This window comes from Microcystis sp. LE18-22.4A, assembly GCF_027531105.1.
Taxonomy (GTDB): Bacteria; Cyanobacteriota; Cyanobacteriia; order Cyanobacteriales; family Microcystaceae; genus Microcystis; species Microcystis aeruginosa.
The window spans coordinates 1-14,154 of record NZ_JAPZRB010000587.1 but is presented as its reverse complement, the minus strand read 5'-3'; the positions used below and the strand labels follow the sequence as shown (position 1 = coordinate 14,154).

The 14,154-nt window shown below is 41.6% G+C and carries 15 protein-coding genes; 7 read left to right on the top strand and 8 right to left on the bottom strand.

The window, feature by feature from the left end:
* Positions 1-18: 18 nt before the first annotated feature.
* Positions 19-966, bottom strand: a complete 948-nt coding sequence (locus tag O9295_RS25195) for a fused MFS/spermidine synthase (RefSeq protein ID WP_147072472.1) — start codon at positions 964-966, stop codon at positions 19-21.
* 174 nt (positions 967-1,140) lie between these two features.
* On the opposite strand from O9295_RS25195, the gene accA reads away from it, so the two are divergent.
* From accA to O9295_RS25180, 3 genes are all read left to right on the top strand, one after another.
* On the top strand, positions 1,141-2,130 hold the full coding sequence (accA, locus tag O9295_RS25190) for an acetyl-CoA carboxylase carboxyl transferase subunit alpha (protein WP_004163211.1): 990 nt from the start codon (positions 1,141-1,143) through the stop codon (positions 2,128-2,130).
* A 130-nt stretch (positions 2,131-2,260) separates the two neighbouring features.
* Positions 2,261-2,551 (top strand): nucleotidyltransferase family protein, encoded by a 291-nt coding sequence (locus O9295_RS25185; protein ID WP_002736589.1) that lies wholly within the window; start codon positions 2,261-2,263, stop codon positions 2,549-2,551.
* Positions 2,541-2,894 carry a HepT-like ribonuclease domain-containing protein gene (locus O9295_RS25180; protein ID WP_103112027.1) on the top strand — a complete coding sequence of 118 codons (354 nt, stop codon included), beginning with the start codon at positions 2,541-2,543 and terminating at the stop codon, positions 2,892-2,894. The genes O9295_RS25185 and O9295_RS25180 overlap by 11 nt, the downstream gene beginning before the upstream one ends.
* A gap of 213 nt (positions 2,895-3,107) precedes the next feature.
* Here the strand turns inward: O9295_RS25180 and O9295_RS25175 are convergent, their stop codons facing one another.
* From O9295_RS25175 to rplU, 3 genes are all read right to left on the bottom strand, one after another.
* Positions 3,108-4,040 carry a phytanoyl-CoA dioxygenase family protein gene (locus O9295_RS25175; RefSeq protein WP_288036026.1) on the bottom strand — a complete coding sequence of 311 codons (933 nt, stop codon included), beginning with the start codon at positions 4,038-4,040 and terminating at the stop codon, positions 3,108-3,110.
* Between the two features lie 256 nt (positions 4,041-4,296).
* Positions 4,297-4,566, bottom strand: a complete 270-nt coding sequence (gene rpmA, locus O9295_RS25170) for a 50S ribosomal protein L27 (RefSeq protein WP_002744094.1) — start codon at positions 4,564-4,566, stop codon at positions 4,297-4,299.
* Between the two features lie 34 nt (positions 4,567-4,600).
* Complete coding sequence (gene rplU / locus O9295_RS25165) at positions 4,601-4,990, bottom strand: 50S ribosomal protein L21 (protein ID WP_288036025.1); 390 nt, start codon at positions 4,988-4,990, stop codon at positions 4,601-4,603.
* A gap of 195 nt (positions 4,991-5,185) precedes the next feature.
* Here rplU and murQ point away from each other — a divergent pair, with 195 nt between their 5' ends.
* From murQ to O9295_RS25145, 4 genes are all read left to right on the top strand, one after another.
* On the top strand, positions 5,186-6,106 hold the full coding sequence (gene murQ / locus O9295_RS25160; protein ID WP_288036023.1) for an N-acetylmuramic acid 6-phosphate etherase: 921 nt from the start codon (positions 5,186-5,188) through the stop codon (positions 6,104-6,106).
* 27 nt (positions 6,107-6,133) lie between these two features.
* On the top strand, positions 6,134-7,624 hold the full coding sequence (locus O9295_RS25155) for a site-2 protease family protein (RefSeq protein WP_288036021.1): 1,491 nt from the start codon (positions 6,134-6,136) through the stop codon (positions 7,622-7,624).
* Between the two features lie 179 nt (positions 7,625-7,803).
* Positions 7,804-8,214, top strand: a complete 411-nt coding sequence (locus O9295_RS25150; RefSeq protein ID WP_288036020.1) for a DUF4164 domain-containing protein — start codon at positions 7,804-7,806, stop codon at positions 8,212-8,214.
* 109 nt (positions 8,215-8,323) lie between these two features.
* A complete protein-coding gene (locus tag O9295_RS25145; protein ID WP_004163225.1) occupies positions 8,324-8,902 on the top strand; it encodes an esterase/lipase family protein in 579 nt (192 codons plus the stop codon).
* Between the two features lie 171 nt (positions 8,903-9,073).
* Here the strand turns inward: O9295_RS25145 and O9295_RS25140 are convergent, their stop codons facing one another.
* From O9295_RS25140 to O9295_RS25125, 4 genes are all read right to left on the bottom strand, one after another.
* Positions 9,074-9,496, bottom strand: a complete 423-nt coding sequence (locus O9295_RS25140; protein ID WP_288036019.1) for a hypothetical protein — start codon at positions 9,494-9,496, stop codon at positions 9,074-9,076.
* A 391-nt stretch (positions 9,497-9,887) separates the two neighbouring features.
* Positions 9,888-10,397 carry a HEAT repeat domain-containing protein gene (locus O9295_RS25135; RefSeq protein WP_288036017.1) on the bottom strand — a complete coding sequence of 170 codons (510 nt, stop codon included), beginning with the start codon at positions 10,395-10,397 and terminating at the stop codon, positions 9,888-9,890.
* Position 10,398: 1 nt separating this feature from the next.
* Positions 10,399-13,332 carry a HEAT repeat domain-containing protein gene (locus O9295_RS25130; protein ID WP_288036036.1) on the bottom strand — a complete coding sequence of 978 codons (2,934 nt, stop codon included), beginning with the start codon at positions 13,330-13,332 and terminating at the stop codon, positions 10,399-10,401.
* 228 nt (positions 13,333-13,560) lie between these two features.
* Complete coding sequence (locus O9295_RS25125) at positions 13,561-13,905, bottom strand: hypothetical protein (RefSeq protein ID WP_002754005.1); 345 nt, start codon at positions 13,903-13,905, stop codon at positions 13,561-13,563.
* Between the last annotated feature and the right edge of the window lie 249 nt (positions 13,906-14,154).

The window sequence follows — 14,154 nt, the reverse complement described above, 5'->3', positions numbered from 1 at the left end:
CTGATAACTGATAACTGATTACTGATTACTGATTACTCCTTGACCGAAGAATTTCGGGGGTTTTGCCAGGGTATAAACTTCCGTATTTTGTGCGATTGCTTGACGAATATAGAGAGGAGTTTGTAACATTCCTAGTAAACTCATGCCATCAATTAAACGTAATCCTCCCGTAGTTGTATCGCTGATTAATTCATCTACCACGTCCGGATCGGGACGAGTATTTAAAGGATGATTAGCACAGAGAGTAAAACCCCAAGGGGAACCATAACTAGGAGTGGGAGCGCAATAGGAATGAACGTAGGGAAAAACTGCTTTTAAAGTATTCACCAAACGCGCATGATACATCACCGAAGGAGGAGAAACCGGGCCAGATTGGACAACAACAATGCCATTTTCTGCCAAAACTCTTTGTAGTTTTTCAAAGTATTCTTTCGTGAATAGGGGGAAAGAAGGACCCTCTTCGATGGGATCAACCAGATCGGAGATAATAATATCCCATTGATCGTTAGTGGTGTCTAAAACTTCTAAAGCATCAGCGACAACTAACTGAAAACGAGGATCATCAAAAGTACCTTGGTGCATTTCGGGAAGATGTTCCTTACAAGCTGCCACCACATCCCCATCGATATCAATCATCATCACTTTTTCGATTGTTTTCCAACGCAATAACTCCCGCGTTGTCGCACCTTCACCACCTCCCAGAATTAAAGCAGTTTTTGGTTCTTGGTGGGCAATCATTGCCGGTTGCACTAATGCTTCATGATAAATAAATTCATCCCCCGTACAAGATTGCCATTTCCCATCCAGTACCAAGGCTTTTCCATAGGCCCCCGATTCAACAATATACATCTCCTGAAAAGCGGTTTTTTTGTAGGCTAAAATCCTGGAAACCCCATGACTATAAATGTCCCAGGGGGTAATATATTCGTTAACCCATAGATCCGCTTTTAGTTCACTTCCTGCCATAACTAATCCTCCTTGGGGTGAAAAAGGCACGATCTATTATTATACGACAATTGACAAAATTCGATCGATAACCTGGAATTATCTCCGGGTAATCCCGAAGCTGCCGATAATCGATCGCTGAAAAACGGTAAGCTAGAAAAGATTAGCTTCAAGTAAACTTCTAGCCACTAACCTATGACTAAAAACGAGACTACCGAGAAAAAGATTTTTCTCCTAGATTTTGAGAAACCCCTCTACGAATTAGAATCCCGCATCGAACAGATTAAAGAATTAGCCCAAGAAAATAGCGTAGATGTCTCGGAACAAATTACTCAACTAGACGAACGAGCTAATCAATTACGTCGTGAAATTTTTAGCAATCTCACCCCTTCCCAAAGGCTACAATTAGCCCGTCATCCCCGGCGCCCCAGTACCCTAGACTATATTCAAGCAATCACCGATGAATGGTTCGAGTTACACGGTGATCGCGGTGGTTACGACGATCCCGCTCTTGTGGGTGGTGTTGCCCGTTTTAACGGTCGTCCCGTGGTGATTATCGGGCATCAAAAAGGCCGGGATACTAAGGATAATGTGGCTAGAAATTTCGGCATGGCTGCCCCCGGGGGTTATCGTAAAGCCATGCGTTTAATGGAACACGCCCATCAGTTTAATCAGCCAATTTTAACCTTTATTGACACCCCCGGTGCTTGGGCGGGGGTGGAAGCGGAAAAATTAGGTCAAGGAGAAGCGATCGCCTATAACCTCCGGGAGATGTTCCGTTTAGATGTGCCGATCATTTGTACTGTTATTGGCGAAGGTGGTTCGGGCGGCGCTTTGGGCATTGGTGTCGGCGATCGCCTGTTAATGTTAGAGCATTCTGTCTATACCGTGGCGACTCCCGAAGCTTGTGCCGCCATTCTCTGGAAAGATGCCAAAAAATCCGATAAAGCAGCAGTTGCCCTCAAAATTACCTCAAAAGATTTGAAAGAGTTAAATATTATCGATCAGATCGTTCCTGAACCCTCCAGAGGGGCCCATGCTGATCCGATTAGAGCGGCAGCCAATTTAAAAGCCGCTATTAGTGAAAATTTAGAGGCTTTATCTTTGTTAACTCCCCAACAACGGCGCGAATCTCGTTATCAAAAATTCCGCAATTTAGGCGTATTTTTAGAAGCTACAGCTTAATCAGTGATCAGTGATCAGATGTGAGTTTTCAGTGATTAGTTTGTTTTGTAGATTTGGAAGATTTCAGCTTCAGTTTAAGGGTTGCACCGACAAAGCTATAATATTGATGGCAGGTTCAAAGACACACCAGATGAAACGGGACGAGGTGCTGGCAATTCTAGAGGCACACCGAGAACAGTTACAAAAACTAGGGGTGAAATCTTTGTCTTTATTTGGTTCAGTGGCCAGGGATGAAGCTGATGCCGATAGTGATGTAGATTTGTTAGTAGAATTCGATCGACAAGGTGGTTTTTTTCAACTTCTGCAAGTACAGTATTATTTAGAAGATATTCTGGGATGCTCTGTGGATTTAGGAACTCAGGATGCCTTAAGAGAACATTTACGGGAACCTGTGCTTGAGGATCTGATCAATGCCTTCTAGAGATTGGCGACTTCGCCTTCAAGACATTTTAGAATCTATCAGTGAAATTGAACAGCGAACAAAGGCAATGACGTTTGAGGAATTTGCCAAGAATCAAACAAATATCAAAGCGGTTCTCTATGATTTTATTATTATCGGAGAAGCAACTAGAAATGTACCGAAGGAAATTCAGTCTCGCTATCCTCTTATTCCTTGGCGTTTAATGGCAGGAATGAGAAATGTTGCAACTCACGAATATTTTCAAGTTAATTTAAGTAGAATTTGGGCAACAATTCGAGAAGATTTGCCGACCTTAGTACCACAACTACAAGAAGTATTGTCAAGGGAAACAGACCCGGAATAGTTGCGGGGCATTTGTCATATTTAGGGCTGGCTGAATGATGGTAAAACCCTTTGAAAATAAGACTTTTGACCTGTTAAAATCCGATGTTATACTAAATCCAGTTATTAAAGACGGATTATCTATTACCCCTATTGCCTCTCCTCATAAGTAGCCTATACTAAACGGATTTAGTATTAGTCCGATTATTTCCGAGTTATTAGTGGTAAATTAATCTTACCAATTAAAAGGTCCCAAAGCCCGATCGTTGTAATCGCCACCCTCGGCAATAAAATGAATGACCATCGATTTACGGGTTAGCAGGGTATTATTAATCTTCCCACCACCATGAATTAACATTCCGTGCCAGAGAAGAATCTCTCCTTTTTTAGCAGTAAATGATTGACAGTCATAATTCTGAGCGCGCTGGTTAACATAATCTTGGTATTGGGGAATTTGAGCGGCAGTAATATTTTTAAGATTGACGGCGGGATAGTCTGGGAAAAAGTCAGTTACTTTGATATTTTTATGAGATTTAGGATAAAAAATTAGCGGCCCAGCATCGGCGGAAATATCTTCCAAGGCAATCCAAACACCAACTAAATGATTAGCCGGATGAACATAAAAAACTGCCATATCCTCGTGCAGCCCCTGCTCTGTACCGTGCAGGAAGTTGATGGAATATCTCGGTTCGCAGGATTTGCCAATAATTAAATTAACTAAATCTCTCAGATTTTGATTGTCAAAAATTGCTTGAGCGGCGGGGGAAATCTCATGAAAGGCATGGAGTCGCCAAATAGAATTGACTAAGGCTTTTCTTTGCTCGATATCTAGGGCTAAAACTTGCTCGTGACTTAAACTCGCCGGTAGATTTTCTGCTTGAATGCCTTCAATTCTTAATCCAGGGATAGCCGATTCTAGGAAAAATAAATCGGCTAATTCTGCTACTAAATTATCGATCGCCGTTGCGGGAATTAAATCTTTGACAATACAATAACCCAATTCTCGCCAATGGTCAAGGAGTTGATATTCTCGTTCGGAAATTCGCCGTTGTTGACGAGCTTTTTGCAGGGATTTTTCGGCTTGCGATCGCTCTAACCAGGGTAATTCGGCAGTAGAATTGAAAGACCAGGGCAAATTTTTTAAGATATCGGCAATTTTAAGAATCATGGTGAGTCCATCTTTTCCGAGCTACTTTCGGACTATTCTAATCTATGAGTGTTCAGTCTAGTCTGTCAACAGATATATAGCGTTTTTCAGTCTGCTGAGGTACAAAAGTTATGGGTTTTAGGCACTCATGCAAAAGGCAAAAGGGAAGAAAAATAGGTGTACCTCACTAGCTTAGGAAACGATATAAATTATCTGAAAAAACCCCCTAGGATGAGTTAGGAGGTTACAGGGAAAAAATTAATCAGGGTTGATGGGATTAACTGGCGCTAACTTCAGCAGGATAAACGCTAACTTGACGGCGACTTTTATCCTTGTATTCAAATTTGACCACACCATCAATTAAAGCGAATAAAGTATCATCGCCACCACGACCAACATTTTTACCCGGGTGAACTTTAGTACCCCGTTGACGGATGAGAATATTTCCCGCTTTTACCACTTGACCACCGTAGCGCTTAACGCCTAGTCTCTGGGAACGAGAATCGCGTCCGTTGCGGGTACTACCCGTACCTTTCTTATGAGCCATAATTTCTCTCCAAATGCTTTTTTGATTCTAAAAGTTATTCTTCTTCATCGCTACTATCTTCCACAACTTCAGCGCTGGAGGTAGCAGCAGTGGCGACTAGGGTTTTACCGTTATAATTGATTGAATCAATCATAAAACGGGTAATTTCTTGACGATGACCGCGTTTTTTACGGGTTTTCTTTTTCGGGCGCATTTTATAAACAATAACTTTTTTGCCCCGACGATGTTGCATGACAGTCCCTGCCACGGTGGCCCCTTCGATAAAGGGTTGACCGATGCTAATATCATCCTCATCATGGATTAATAGCACTTTGTCGATGGTATGGGTACTTTGTTCATCGACGGGAAGAAGTTCGATATCGTAATAGCGACCTGGTTCTACCCGAATCTGTTTGCCACCGGTCTCAATAATTGCGTAACTCATGAATTTTCTGCGCTCGTTTTGCCGTACAGGTAGCTGAAAAAAATTCCAGCTTTTGTGCTAATGTCCTCACCTGATCCGAGCAGGAATTGACACAATTTACTATTATCTAATATCTAGGGGGCAATTGTCAAGCTTTTAGCCCACCGATTCGCTATATACTAAAAATAATCTTACAAAAAGCTCAATTAAACCGTTATGGAACAGTGGGAAAGCAGAGGACACCTGTTAACCGAACAAATTAACCCAAACAGCCTAAATTTAGACCAATTAAACCCGCTCGAATTGGTGGATCTGTTCAATCGGGAGGATGCCCAAACCCTAAAAGCGATCGCCATGGCCCGGCAAGAATTGGCCCTAGCAATCTCCCTGACCAGTCAAGCTCTGGCTAAAGGTGGCAGACTCTTTTACATTGGGGCGGGAACCAGTGGCCGGCTGGGGGTTTTGGACGCGGCCGAATGTCCCCCCACCTTCTGCACTCCCCCGGAATTGGTACAGGGAATTATCGCCGGTGGAGCGGCGGCGCTGGTGCGTAGTTCCGAAGATTTGGAGGATAAAGCGGAAGATGGGGCGGCGATTATTGCCCAGCGAGAAATTCACGAATTAGACGTGGTAGTGGGGATTACCGCCGGGGGTACCACCCCCTACGTTCACGGGGCTTTACAGGCGGCAAAACAGCGGGGTGCGACGACGATTGCCATTAGTTGTGTCCCCGCCGAACAAGTGGAGATCGCGGTGGATGTGGATATCCGGTTATTGACTGGACCTGAACTTTTGGCCGGCTCCACCCGTCTGAAAGCGGGAACGGTGACGAAAATGGCTTTAAATATCCTTTCCACAGGGACAATGGTCATGTTAGGCAAGGTTTACGGCAACCAGATGGTCGATGTGGCAGTTACTAATCATAAACTCCATGACCGCGCCCTGCGGATTATCTGTAACCTTACCGATGTTAGTCGCGAGGAAGCGGCTATTTTACTGGAAAAAAGTGGCCGCCGGGTTAAACTGGCTTTGTTAATGCAGAAAACGGGACTTTCGGCGGCCCCAGGACAAGAATTGTTACAAAAGCATCGGGGTCAATTACGGGCTGCCCTGCAAGCTTATAATCAAATTGATTGATAAAAACCTATTGATTTTGACTTTCCTATGGTTAATATTTCTTCGGAAATTGCTGCGGTCGCTGTTATTTTCCTCGTCGCTGGTGCTATCTTGACTTGGAGTTTTTATCGAGCTAAACCCTACGGCCAACTGGGAATTTTAGCTTGGTTACAATCCTTGGTACTCATAGCTCCTTGGTTAATTTTTTTCGGGCTATTTGCGGCGGGAATTTATCTCAATCTAGCGGTAATTCTCTTTTTACTGGTTGCTTCCACCATTATCTATATTTATTTGGGCAACCGTTTACGCTTACTCAAAACCAATCAGATAATTGAACCGAAAGTTAACCAGGCAGTTAGCCAGTCCGTTACTCCTCTAGAAACCACGGCAGCGGTGACAGCAATTGTGCCGGATGTGATGCCAATTCCCGAAGAGGATTTAAAAGTTATTCAGAGTATTTTTGGGATAGATACTTTTTTTGCCACCGAAACTATCTCTTTTCAGGAAGGGGCAATTTTTAAAGGCAATTTACGGGGAGAACCGGATCTAGTTCACTCGCGCTTAACCCAGAAATTAAGTAATCATTTTGGCGACAAATATCGTTTATTTCTGGTGGAAGGAACCGAGGAAAAACCTGTGGTAATTATCCTTCCCAAAACTAACGATCCTAGTCCTGCCACTCTTGCTCAAAAAAATCTCTCTTTAGTTTTGTTAGTAGCCACCATTGTCACTAGCTTAGAAGCGGCTGGAATTTTATTGGGTTTTGATTTGTTTGGTAATTGGCAGAGATATCGAGAAGCAATTCCCCTGAGTTTGGGTTTATGGTCGGTATTAATTGCCCACGAAATCGGTCATCTAATTATCGCTAAACGCCATAATGTTCGTCTCAGTTTACCCTATTTTCTTCCCACTTGGCAGATTGGTTCTTTTGGGGCGATTACTCGTTTTGAATCTTTATTACCTAACCGCAGTGTTCTATTTGATATAGCTTTCGCTGGTCCTGCTTTGGGAGGTTTGGTTTCTTTAATCTTGTTAATCGTTGGACTGACTTTATCTAATTCGGCCAGCCTTTTTCAAATCCCTAGTACCTTTTTCCAAAGTTCAATTTTAGTGAGTTTTTTAGCGCGGATAGTTCTGGGCGACGAGTTACAAAATGCCGTTATCTCCGTGCATCCTTTAACTGTTATCGGTTGGTTAGGATTGGTGATTACCGCCCTTAATTTACTGCCTGCTGGACAGTTAGATGGTGGCAGAATTGTTCAGGCTATTTATGGTCGCAAAATTGCCCGCCGCACCACTGTGGCCACTTTGGTCATTTTGGGCATTATTTCCTTAGTTAATCCCAGTAATCCCATTCCTCTCTATTGGACAATTTTAGTCGCTTTTTTACAAAGAGAGTTGGAAAGACCGAGTTTAAACGAGTTAACCGAACCCGATGACACCCGCGCCGGTTGGGGTTTATTACTACTCTTTTTAATGTTGGCGACTCTGATTCCTTTAAGCCCTAGTTTAGCGGGACGGTTAGGCATCGGTGGCTAAATACTTCCCCGAAATTCTTGCCATTGATTGCCGTCAAAAAAAAGCTTGACAAAAACTCAAGTCTTGACTTATAATTTTCTTATAATGGGAATCCGTGTCCGCCTATAGACCCCTGATTTTTCCGTAAAATATAGCCTCCAGCATTTACCCCTGAAGATTTGACTTTTGGAGTTGCTTAAATGTCTAACGAAACTGTCACTTATTCCCTAGAAGCTGTCCTGACAAGGATTGAGGGGAAAATCGACTCTCTAGAAAAACGCCTTGACGAGAAAATCGACTCTCTGGAAAAACGTATTGACGAGAAAATCGACTCTCTGGAAAAACGTATTGACGAGAAAATCGACTCTCTGGAAAACCGTATTGACGAGAGATTTGACAAGATAGAAGACCGGTTAACTAAAGTAGAAATAGGACAGGCCGAACTCAAGGGAGAAATCAAAGCTCTGGATGAACGAGTAAGCACAAAAATCGAGGGATTAACTGCAAGGGTTGCCTATCAGGAATTCACCAATCGAGGGATTCTGATAGCATTGGTAGTCGCTATTTTAGGAGGTGCCGCTAAACTTTTTGGTTTTTTCCCTAATCCTTAGAAGTTGCCAGTAGCCGTACCTAGTAGATAGGCTCTTCCCCAAAATTTTTCGCTCATTACCCCGATCATTCGTTAGAATAGATTCAGAATTTAAGGATAAAATCTCATCTATGAATCCCGTTGTTTTGGTGCATGGTTTTCTGGACACTACTGCTGTTTTTAAACCGATGAGCGAGTATTTAAACTATCATGGTTGGCAGGTGCATAGTTTTAATCTAATTCCCAATCATGGTTACAAAAAGTTAGAAGTTTTAGCTGGTCAGGTGGAGAATTATATCGAGAAAAACTTTGCTAAAGAGCAGAAAGTAGATCTGATTGGGTTTAGTATGGGAGGATTAATTACCCGCTACTACCTGCAAAGATTGGGAGGAGTGGAAAGAGTGCAACGTTACCTAAATATTTCTGCTCCGAATCGAGGCACGTTAACCGCGTATAGTTTACCCTTAGATGGGATTAGACAAATGCAGCCGGGGAGTCAATTTCTAGAGGATTTAAATCAAGATTGTCAACAAATTTTAAATAAAATTAAAACCACAATTATCTGGACTCCCTACGATTTAATGATATTTCCTGCCCATAGTTCCCGTTTATCGGTGGGTAAAGAAATTTCGATTCCGGTATTGCTCCATGCTTGGATGGTCAAAGATAGCAAAGTTTTAACGACAATTAAAGAGACCTTATTAGAATAGAAATACTGGTTGTCTCCAATACCCGAACAAGGTCAAAATATCACCAACAAAAAAGTTAATTATCATCAAAAAAGCTTGACTTATGGTTATAATTGTGCTAATTCAAAAATGAAACGCATCAGCGGCGGACTTCGGGATTTGTATCATTAGAAGATTATTAAACCTCTAGGTTTACTCACTTAAACTGGCAGTTTCTAGCCATTTTTTACCCATTTCAATGGGAATACCGAGGGTAGGACAGAGAACTTTAATTAATTCAATTCCTCCCGTGATTAAAATGCTTCTTAAGCGAGAATTTTTCTTGATTTCTGCGTCAACTTGTGCGACAAAAGTTTGTTTTTCAATTTCGGTATTAGTGGGATAAGTTTGGGTAAGTTGGCTGATAAGTTGTTGGATTTCTTGGGCGGCTTCAGCTAAATTTTGGGGTGTGGCGTAATTATGTTGAACTGCTTTTTGATCTCCTTGCACCGTATCGGCAAAGTTAGCAATATTTGCTCCACGAAGGTCATATTTAGGAGTTTCTGACATAGGATTAAAAGATTGAGGATTACTGATGAGAATTAGGGTTTGCGGCAAAAAGTACGGGCGAAGCATTCGGATAGAAAATCTCCGGTTTCACCGATAGGTTATGCCCAAATGCTTCGCCCCTACAGGACGCGGGCCGATGAAGACGCAAGGTTTTGAAGCACGATTCTCTCAAAATCTTGCACCTGTTTCGCAAGAAAAGCCACAAAACCCCTATCTTGCCTACATTTCACATTTATTCAGCAAGCCCTAATTATAGCATCCATAATGGCAAAACTGAGAACATTTCTCTGAATGAAAGCGATACGTCGAATTCAATTCCCCCTTTTCAAGGGGGATTTAGGGGGATCAAAATAAGGATTGAGCGGCTTTAATCCGAATACTTGGGTTCTTGTCTGTGAATAGTCTTTTGGCAAGAGTTCTGATAATTAAATCGAGGGATTCTGTACTCAATTTCATATCAGTTTACTGCATAACGAGAGCCAATTTTACCGAGGGCATCAACAGCACTGAAACGAACGCTATCATCTTCATCGTAACAAACATTTACTAGATAAGGAATAACATCTTCTAGTCCAATTTCACCTAAAGCAATTGTGGCTGTGACACGAACTTTTACTTCCGTATCTTGTAGGGATTGAATGAGATAGGATATTGATTTTTCACCACCAATTTTTCCGAGAGATTCTGCCGTGATTATACGAATATCGGGATTAGTATCAGATAAGCAGGAAGCTAGACAAGGAATTGCGGATTCATTGCCAATTTCTCCTAAAGCTCGAATCAGATTTAGGCGAACATTAAGATCATTTTCTCCTATTAAATGGGATACTAAGGTATCGGCAAGGCTGCTATTGCCAATTTTGCCCAAGGCTTCGGCAGCTTTAGCGCGGATCTGGGGGAGAGAATCGTTGAGTTTATTCAATAAAGTATTGATGGCGATTTGGGTGTTATTAAGTTGCTGAACCATGTTATTTTTCCTCTGGGTTATTGTTATTAGGTTGCTGGGGATAATTCTGTTGGTTTCCTTGCACATTATGAGCTAAATTGCCAATGGTAGCTCCTCTGAAATCATAGGTAATAGATGATAGGGATGCGTTTTTTTCAGAAGAAGCAGGAATATTTTGACTATCCTCTGCAAGTTTAGTTTCTACTGCTTGAATCATAGCTGCAAATTCCGATTGGCGGTGTAAGTCGATATTGAGAGTATTCATATCCTTAAGAATGTTGGTTAGATTATCAATATTGTCCCTGATTTCATCATATAAGTTTAATGTCGCCATGATACTATTAGTTTTAGCTAAATCAATTTCTTTGTATTTTGCTTGTAGTTTTGCTTTTTCGTCTTCCCAATATTTCAGGTAGTCTATGCGCTCGAAGTCTTTATGAATTCTGGCATCTGGTAAAATAATCGGGAATATTCTTTGATAAAAGTCACCATTTCTGGCAATTTCTACTAATTCAAACATACAGTTTTCTGATTTTAAGTATCTATCGCTGATGACGGCGACGACACATTTCCCCCGTCCAATTTGCCGCATAAAGTTTTTGATGGAGTCTTTATAGCTGGTGTGGGTTTTATCCCGAATAATCTCAATTCCTTTAGCGGCAAAAGCTTGGACGAGTTGATTAGCCATTTCGTTGCTGTCTTCTTGCCAGTTGTAGGAGATGTAAACTTGTTGATTCATGGGTTGGGAGAGGGGGTGATAGTATTTAAGTTTGTTTTGAATTGTGTCTAGTGCTTTTCTAGCTTCAGAGAGAGTATCGCCATTATTTAATGTGACAAAATCAGGATTTTTCAGACGATTGATAAGTTCAGTCATCGCCGCTTCTGTGCCAATTTCACCCAAAGCGAAGGCTGCGTTCCCACGAACATACTCATCAGAGTCTTCTAAAGCCTTGAGTAACCCCGCAATGGCTGTTTCTGAGCCAATTTCACCCAAAGCGAAGGCTGCGTTCTTACGAACATCTTTATTAGAGTCTTCTAAAGCCTTGACTAACCCCGCAATCGCTGTTTCTGAGCCAATCTTACCCAAAGCCTCAACTCTGTGCATCCTAATAGAGTCTTCTAAAGCCTCGAGTAACCCCGGAATATTAGCGAAGGCTGCGGCTGCGTTACTACTAACATCATCATCAGAGTGTTTTAAAGCCTTGAGTAACCCCGTAATGGCTGTTTCCGAGCCAATTTCACCCAAAGCCTCGGCTGCGTTCCCACGAACATCTTTATTAGAGTCTTCTAAAGCCTTGAGTAACCCCGCAATCGCTGTTTCTGAGCCAATTTCATCCAAAGCGAAGGCTGCCTTCCAACGAACAAGCGCATCAGAGTCTTCTAAAGCCTTGAGTAACCCCGGAATGGCTGTTTCTGAGCCAATTTTAGCTAAAGCCTCGGATGCGTTCCTACGAACAGACCTATCAGAGTCTTTTAAAGCTTGGTTTAACTCATTAACAACTTCATTAGACTTTGTTAATCCCAATAACTGCACCTTAAACCGTTTCGGTACATCCAACCCAAGCACTAACCCCACTGTCTGCTTTTGAAACTTAAAGTTGACTTCTCCTGCGAACCTCGCTCCTAATTTTAAATCAATCTCTAAACCTAATTTAACCACCCGTTTTGCTTGGGTTTCACTATCCAATAACCCCAACAGCAACGCCACAGGTTCCGTCCATTTGAGATAATTCAAATAGTCCCACTGTAACTGCTCATCCCTGAGATTGGGTAACTTTTTCTTTAATTCCTCAGCCGTGTAATATTCTTGAATGAGTTGGTGGCGAAAAGCAATTTTATCATTACCTTCTAGGTGAATTAGATGATATTTCAGTAAATCCTTTAACCACTGCTTACTGTAATATTCTGGGAATCCTTTATTTTTGATAAATTTGCTTAATTCTTCCTCTGCTTCTGTTCGGGAAATAGCCACCTGAATCTCAGTTTTTGACTCCCCTTGGGTCATTTTCCACGCTAACACTTGCAGCAATTCTCGCCACCAATCCCGCGATTTTTTGTAAGTAGGAACATCTGCTTTTAATTTCTTGTCATAAATTCCTGTAAAAATCTGGAAAACTAAGCCCAAATTAGCAGGAATTTTGTTCTGATGATTATCAAAAACTGAACAAAGCATCCACAAAAGTAGGGGAGTCTGGCCAAATTCCTTGAGACGATTTCCCAACTGTTTAAGCATTTCTTCGCCTTTTTCAGGCAAATAGGCCTTGACAAAATCCCGCATCTGTGGTTCAGTCAGGGGGAGCATTTCCAGCTTTTTTTCAATGTTTAAGTCGTCGCTGCCTAAATCCCTTGTGGTGAAAATCATCGAAATTTCTGCATACTGCTGGCGAAAGTTTTTTAAATTCTGTCGTGCAGTATCTGAGGGCAACTCATTGATACCATCAAATAATAATAATGGTCTAAAATTCTGATTTTCTAACAGCCAACTTTCTAGGGTATTACTATCAATAATTAATTTATGGCGTTTCAGGAATTGTAAAATTAAATCAAGAATTGAGGTTTCATACAAGCGTAATTCGATGAGAATGGGAATTTGAATGATTTTAGCTTGATTTTGTTGATTTAGGCGCAAGCTTTGCGCTCCTACAGATTCTTCTAATAATAATCTGGCTAAAGCGGTCGATTTTCCTGAACCGGGACGACCTTTTAAAAGAACGTGATTAGTCGCATACTTGCGTAAACCATCTAAAACAGTGAATCTTTCGGGTTTTTCTGGTCTTTCTGGTCTTTCTTGTCGGTTTTGTGGTTCTTTTTCAATCGTCTGTACCCACAAATCCCTTAGCAAAGGTGCAGTTTTCGCTGGGCGTGTTTTTCCCTCTACGTCCGTGAGGGTGTAAGATGTCTCCCACAGGGCGTACTTTTCCGAGATTGATTTGAGATAGGGAGTCCAGTCAATCATTGATGCTGTCAAGTATTTAAATTACCTGTTGAGACGAGGAAAAAGGCAACCCCCCAACCCCTAGCAGGGGTAGGGTTGATTCATGAATCAACCCTACTATGAATCAACCCTACCTTGCTTATTTTTAATTGTAGGCTAAGAAGATTTGGTCATGACTTACAAGATAGAATCGGAGTTTCTGCATCCCTCTCCTGTCAGACCGGGAAAACCCCATCCGAATATAAACACTCACGCTGCCGTCGTACCTTGTTCCAAGCACTTTAGTGTATATCTGGCACGAGTTTTAAGAATTGTTAATTGATCTGTTTTTGCCAACAACTCATCTAACTCAGCTACTTCATCAGCGCAGAGTAAAGATTCTGCATTTCTCGTCACTAAATCATCTAAACGGGTTTGCTCTACTAGGGACAATTGACAACTTGCCAGCGCTTTTAATTCATCCACACTCAAACCAATCAAACAATCTTCATCGAGTCCTAATGAATTGGCAAATCGAGAATAGGTGTTCCAGTCTAATAAAACCCCAACTCGTTCCCCTTGCTCATTTGTTAAGTATTCTACTGGCTTGGACATATTAGAAACACTCACAATACAATATAATCCTATTTTAGTAATTAATTCCAGAAAATGCCATCGATCGCCGATAAGGTTATCTTATTTTTGTTTTCCTAATTGTTGGGGTTTCTAAAAAGTTGGTGCGTTACGGCAATATTTAGACCTTGATTTTTTCCCTAAAAACAATGGATGCCTAACGCACCCTACGTTTATTTTTGTTTTCCTAATTGTTGGGCCTTATAAAAAGTTTCTAAACTGTCACTATCC

Bases quoted from the DNA above. Each gene is read 5' to 3' on its own strand.
- O9295_RS25150 (WP_288036020.1), top strand. From the start codon at position 7,804: ATGTCTAACGAAACTGTCACTTATTCCCTAGAAGCTGTCCTGACAAGG.
- O9295_RS25140 (WP_288036019.1), bottom strand. From the start codon at position 9,496: ATGCTTCGCCCGTACTTTTTGCCGCAAACCCTAATTCTCATCAGTAAT.
- O9295_RS25145 (WP_004163225.1), top strand. From the start codon at position 8,324: ATGAATCCCGTTGTTTTGGTGCATGGTTTTCTGGACACTACTGCTGTT.
- O9295_RS25175 (WP_288036026.1), bottom strand. From the start codon at position 4,040: ATGATTCTTAAAATTGCCGATATCTTAAAAAATTTGCCCTGGTCTTTC.
- O9295_RS25185 (WP_002736589.1), top strand. From the start codon at position 2,261: ATGAAACGGGACGAGGTGCTGGCAATTCTAGAGGCACACCGAGAACAG.
- accA (WP_004163211.1), top strand. From the start codon at position 1,141: ATGACTAAAAACGAGACTACCGAGAAAAAGATTTTTCTCCTAGATTTT.
- O9295_RS25130 (WP_288036036.1), bottom strand. From the start codon at position 13,332: ATGATTGACTGGACTCCCTATCTCAAATCAATCTCGGAAAAGTACGCC.
- O9295_RS25135 (WP_288036017.1), bottom strand. From the start codon at position 10,397: ATGGTTCAGCAACTTAATAACACCCAAATCGCCATCAATACTTTATTG.
- O9295_RS25180 (WP_103112027.1), top strand. From the start codon at position 2,541: ATGCCTTCTAGAGATTGGCGACTTCGCCTTCAAGACATTTTAGAATCT.
- O9295_RS25155 (WP_288036021.1), top strand. From the start codon at position 6,134: ATGGTTAATATTTCTTCGGAAATTGCTGCGGTCGCTGTTATTTTCCTC.
- rpmA (WP_002744094.1), bottom strand. From the start codon at position 4,566: ATGGCTCATAAGAAAGGTACGGGTAGTACCCGCAACGGACGCGATTCT.
- murQ (WP_288036023.1), top strand. From the start codon at position 5,186: ATGGAACAGTGGGAAAGCAGAGGACACCTGTTAACCGAACAAATTAAC.
- rplU (WP_288036025.1), bottom strand. From the start codon at position 4,990: ATGAGTTACGCAATTATTGAGACCGGTGGCAAACAGATTCGGGTAGAA.
- O9295_RS25125 (WP_002754005.1), bottom strand. From the start codon at position 13,905: ATGTCCAAGCCAGTAGAATACTTAACAAATGAGCAAGGGGAACGAGTT.
- O9295_RS25195 (WP_147072472.1), bottom strand. From the start codon at position 966: ATGGCAGGAAGTGAACTAAAAGCGGATCTATGGGTTAACGAATATATT.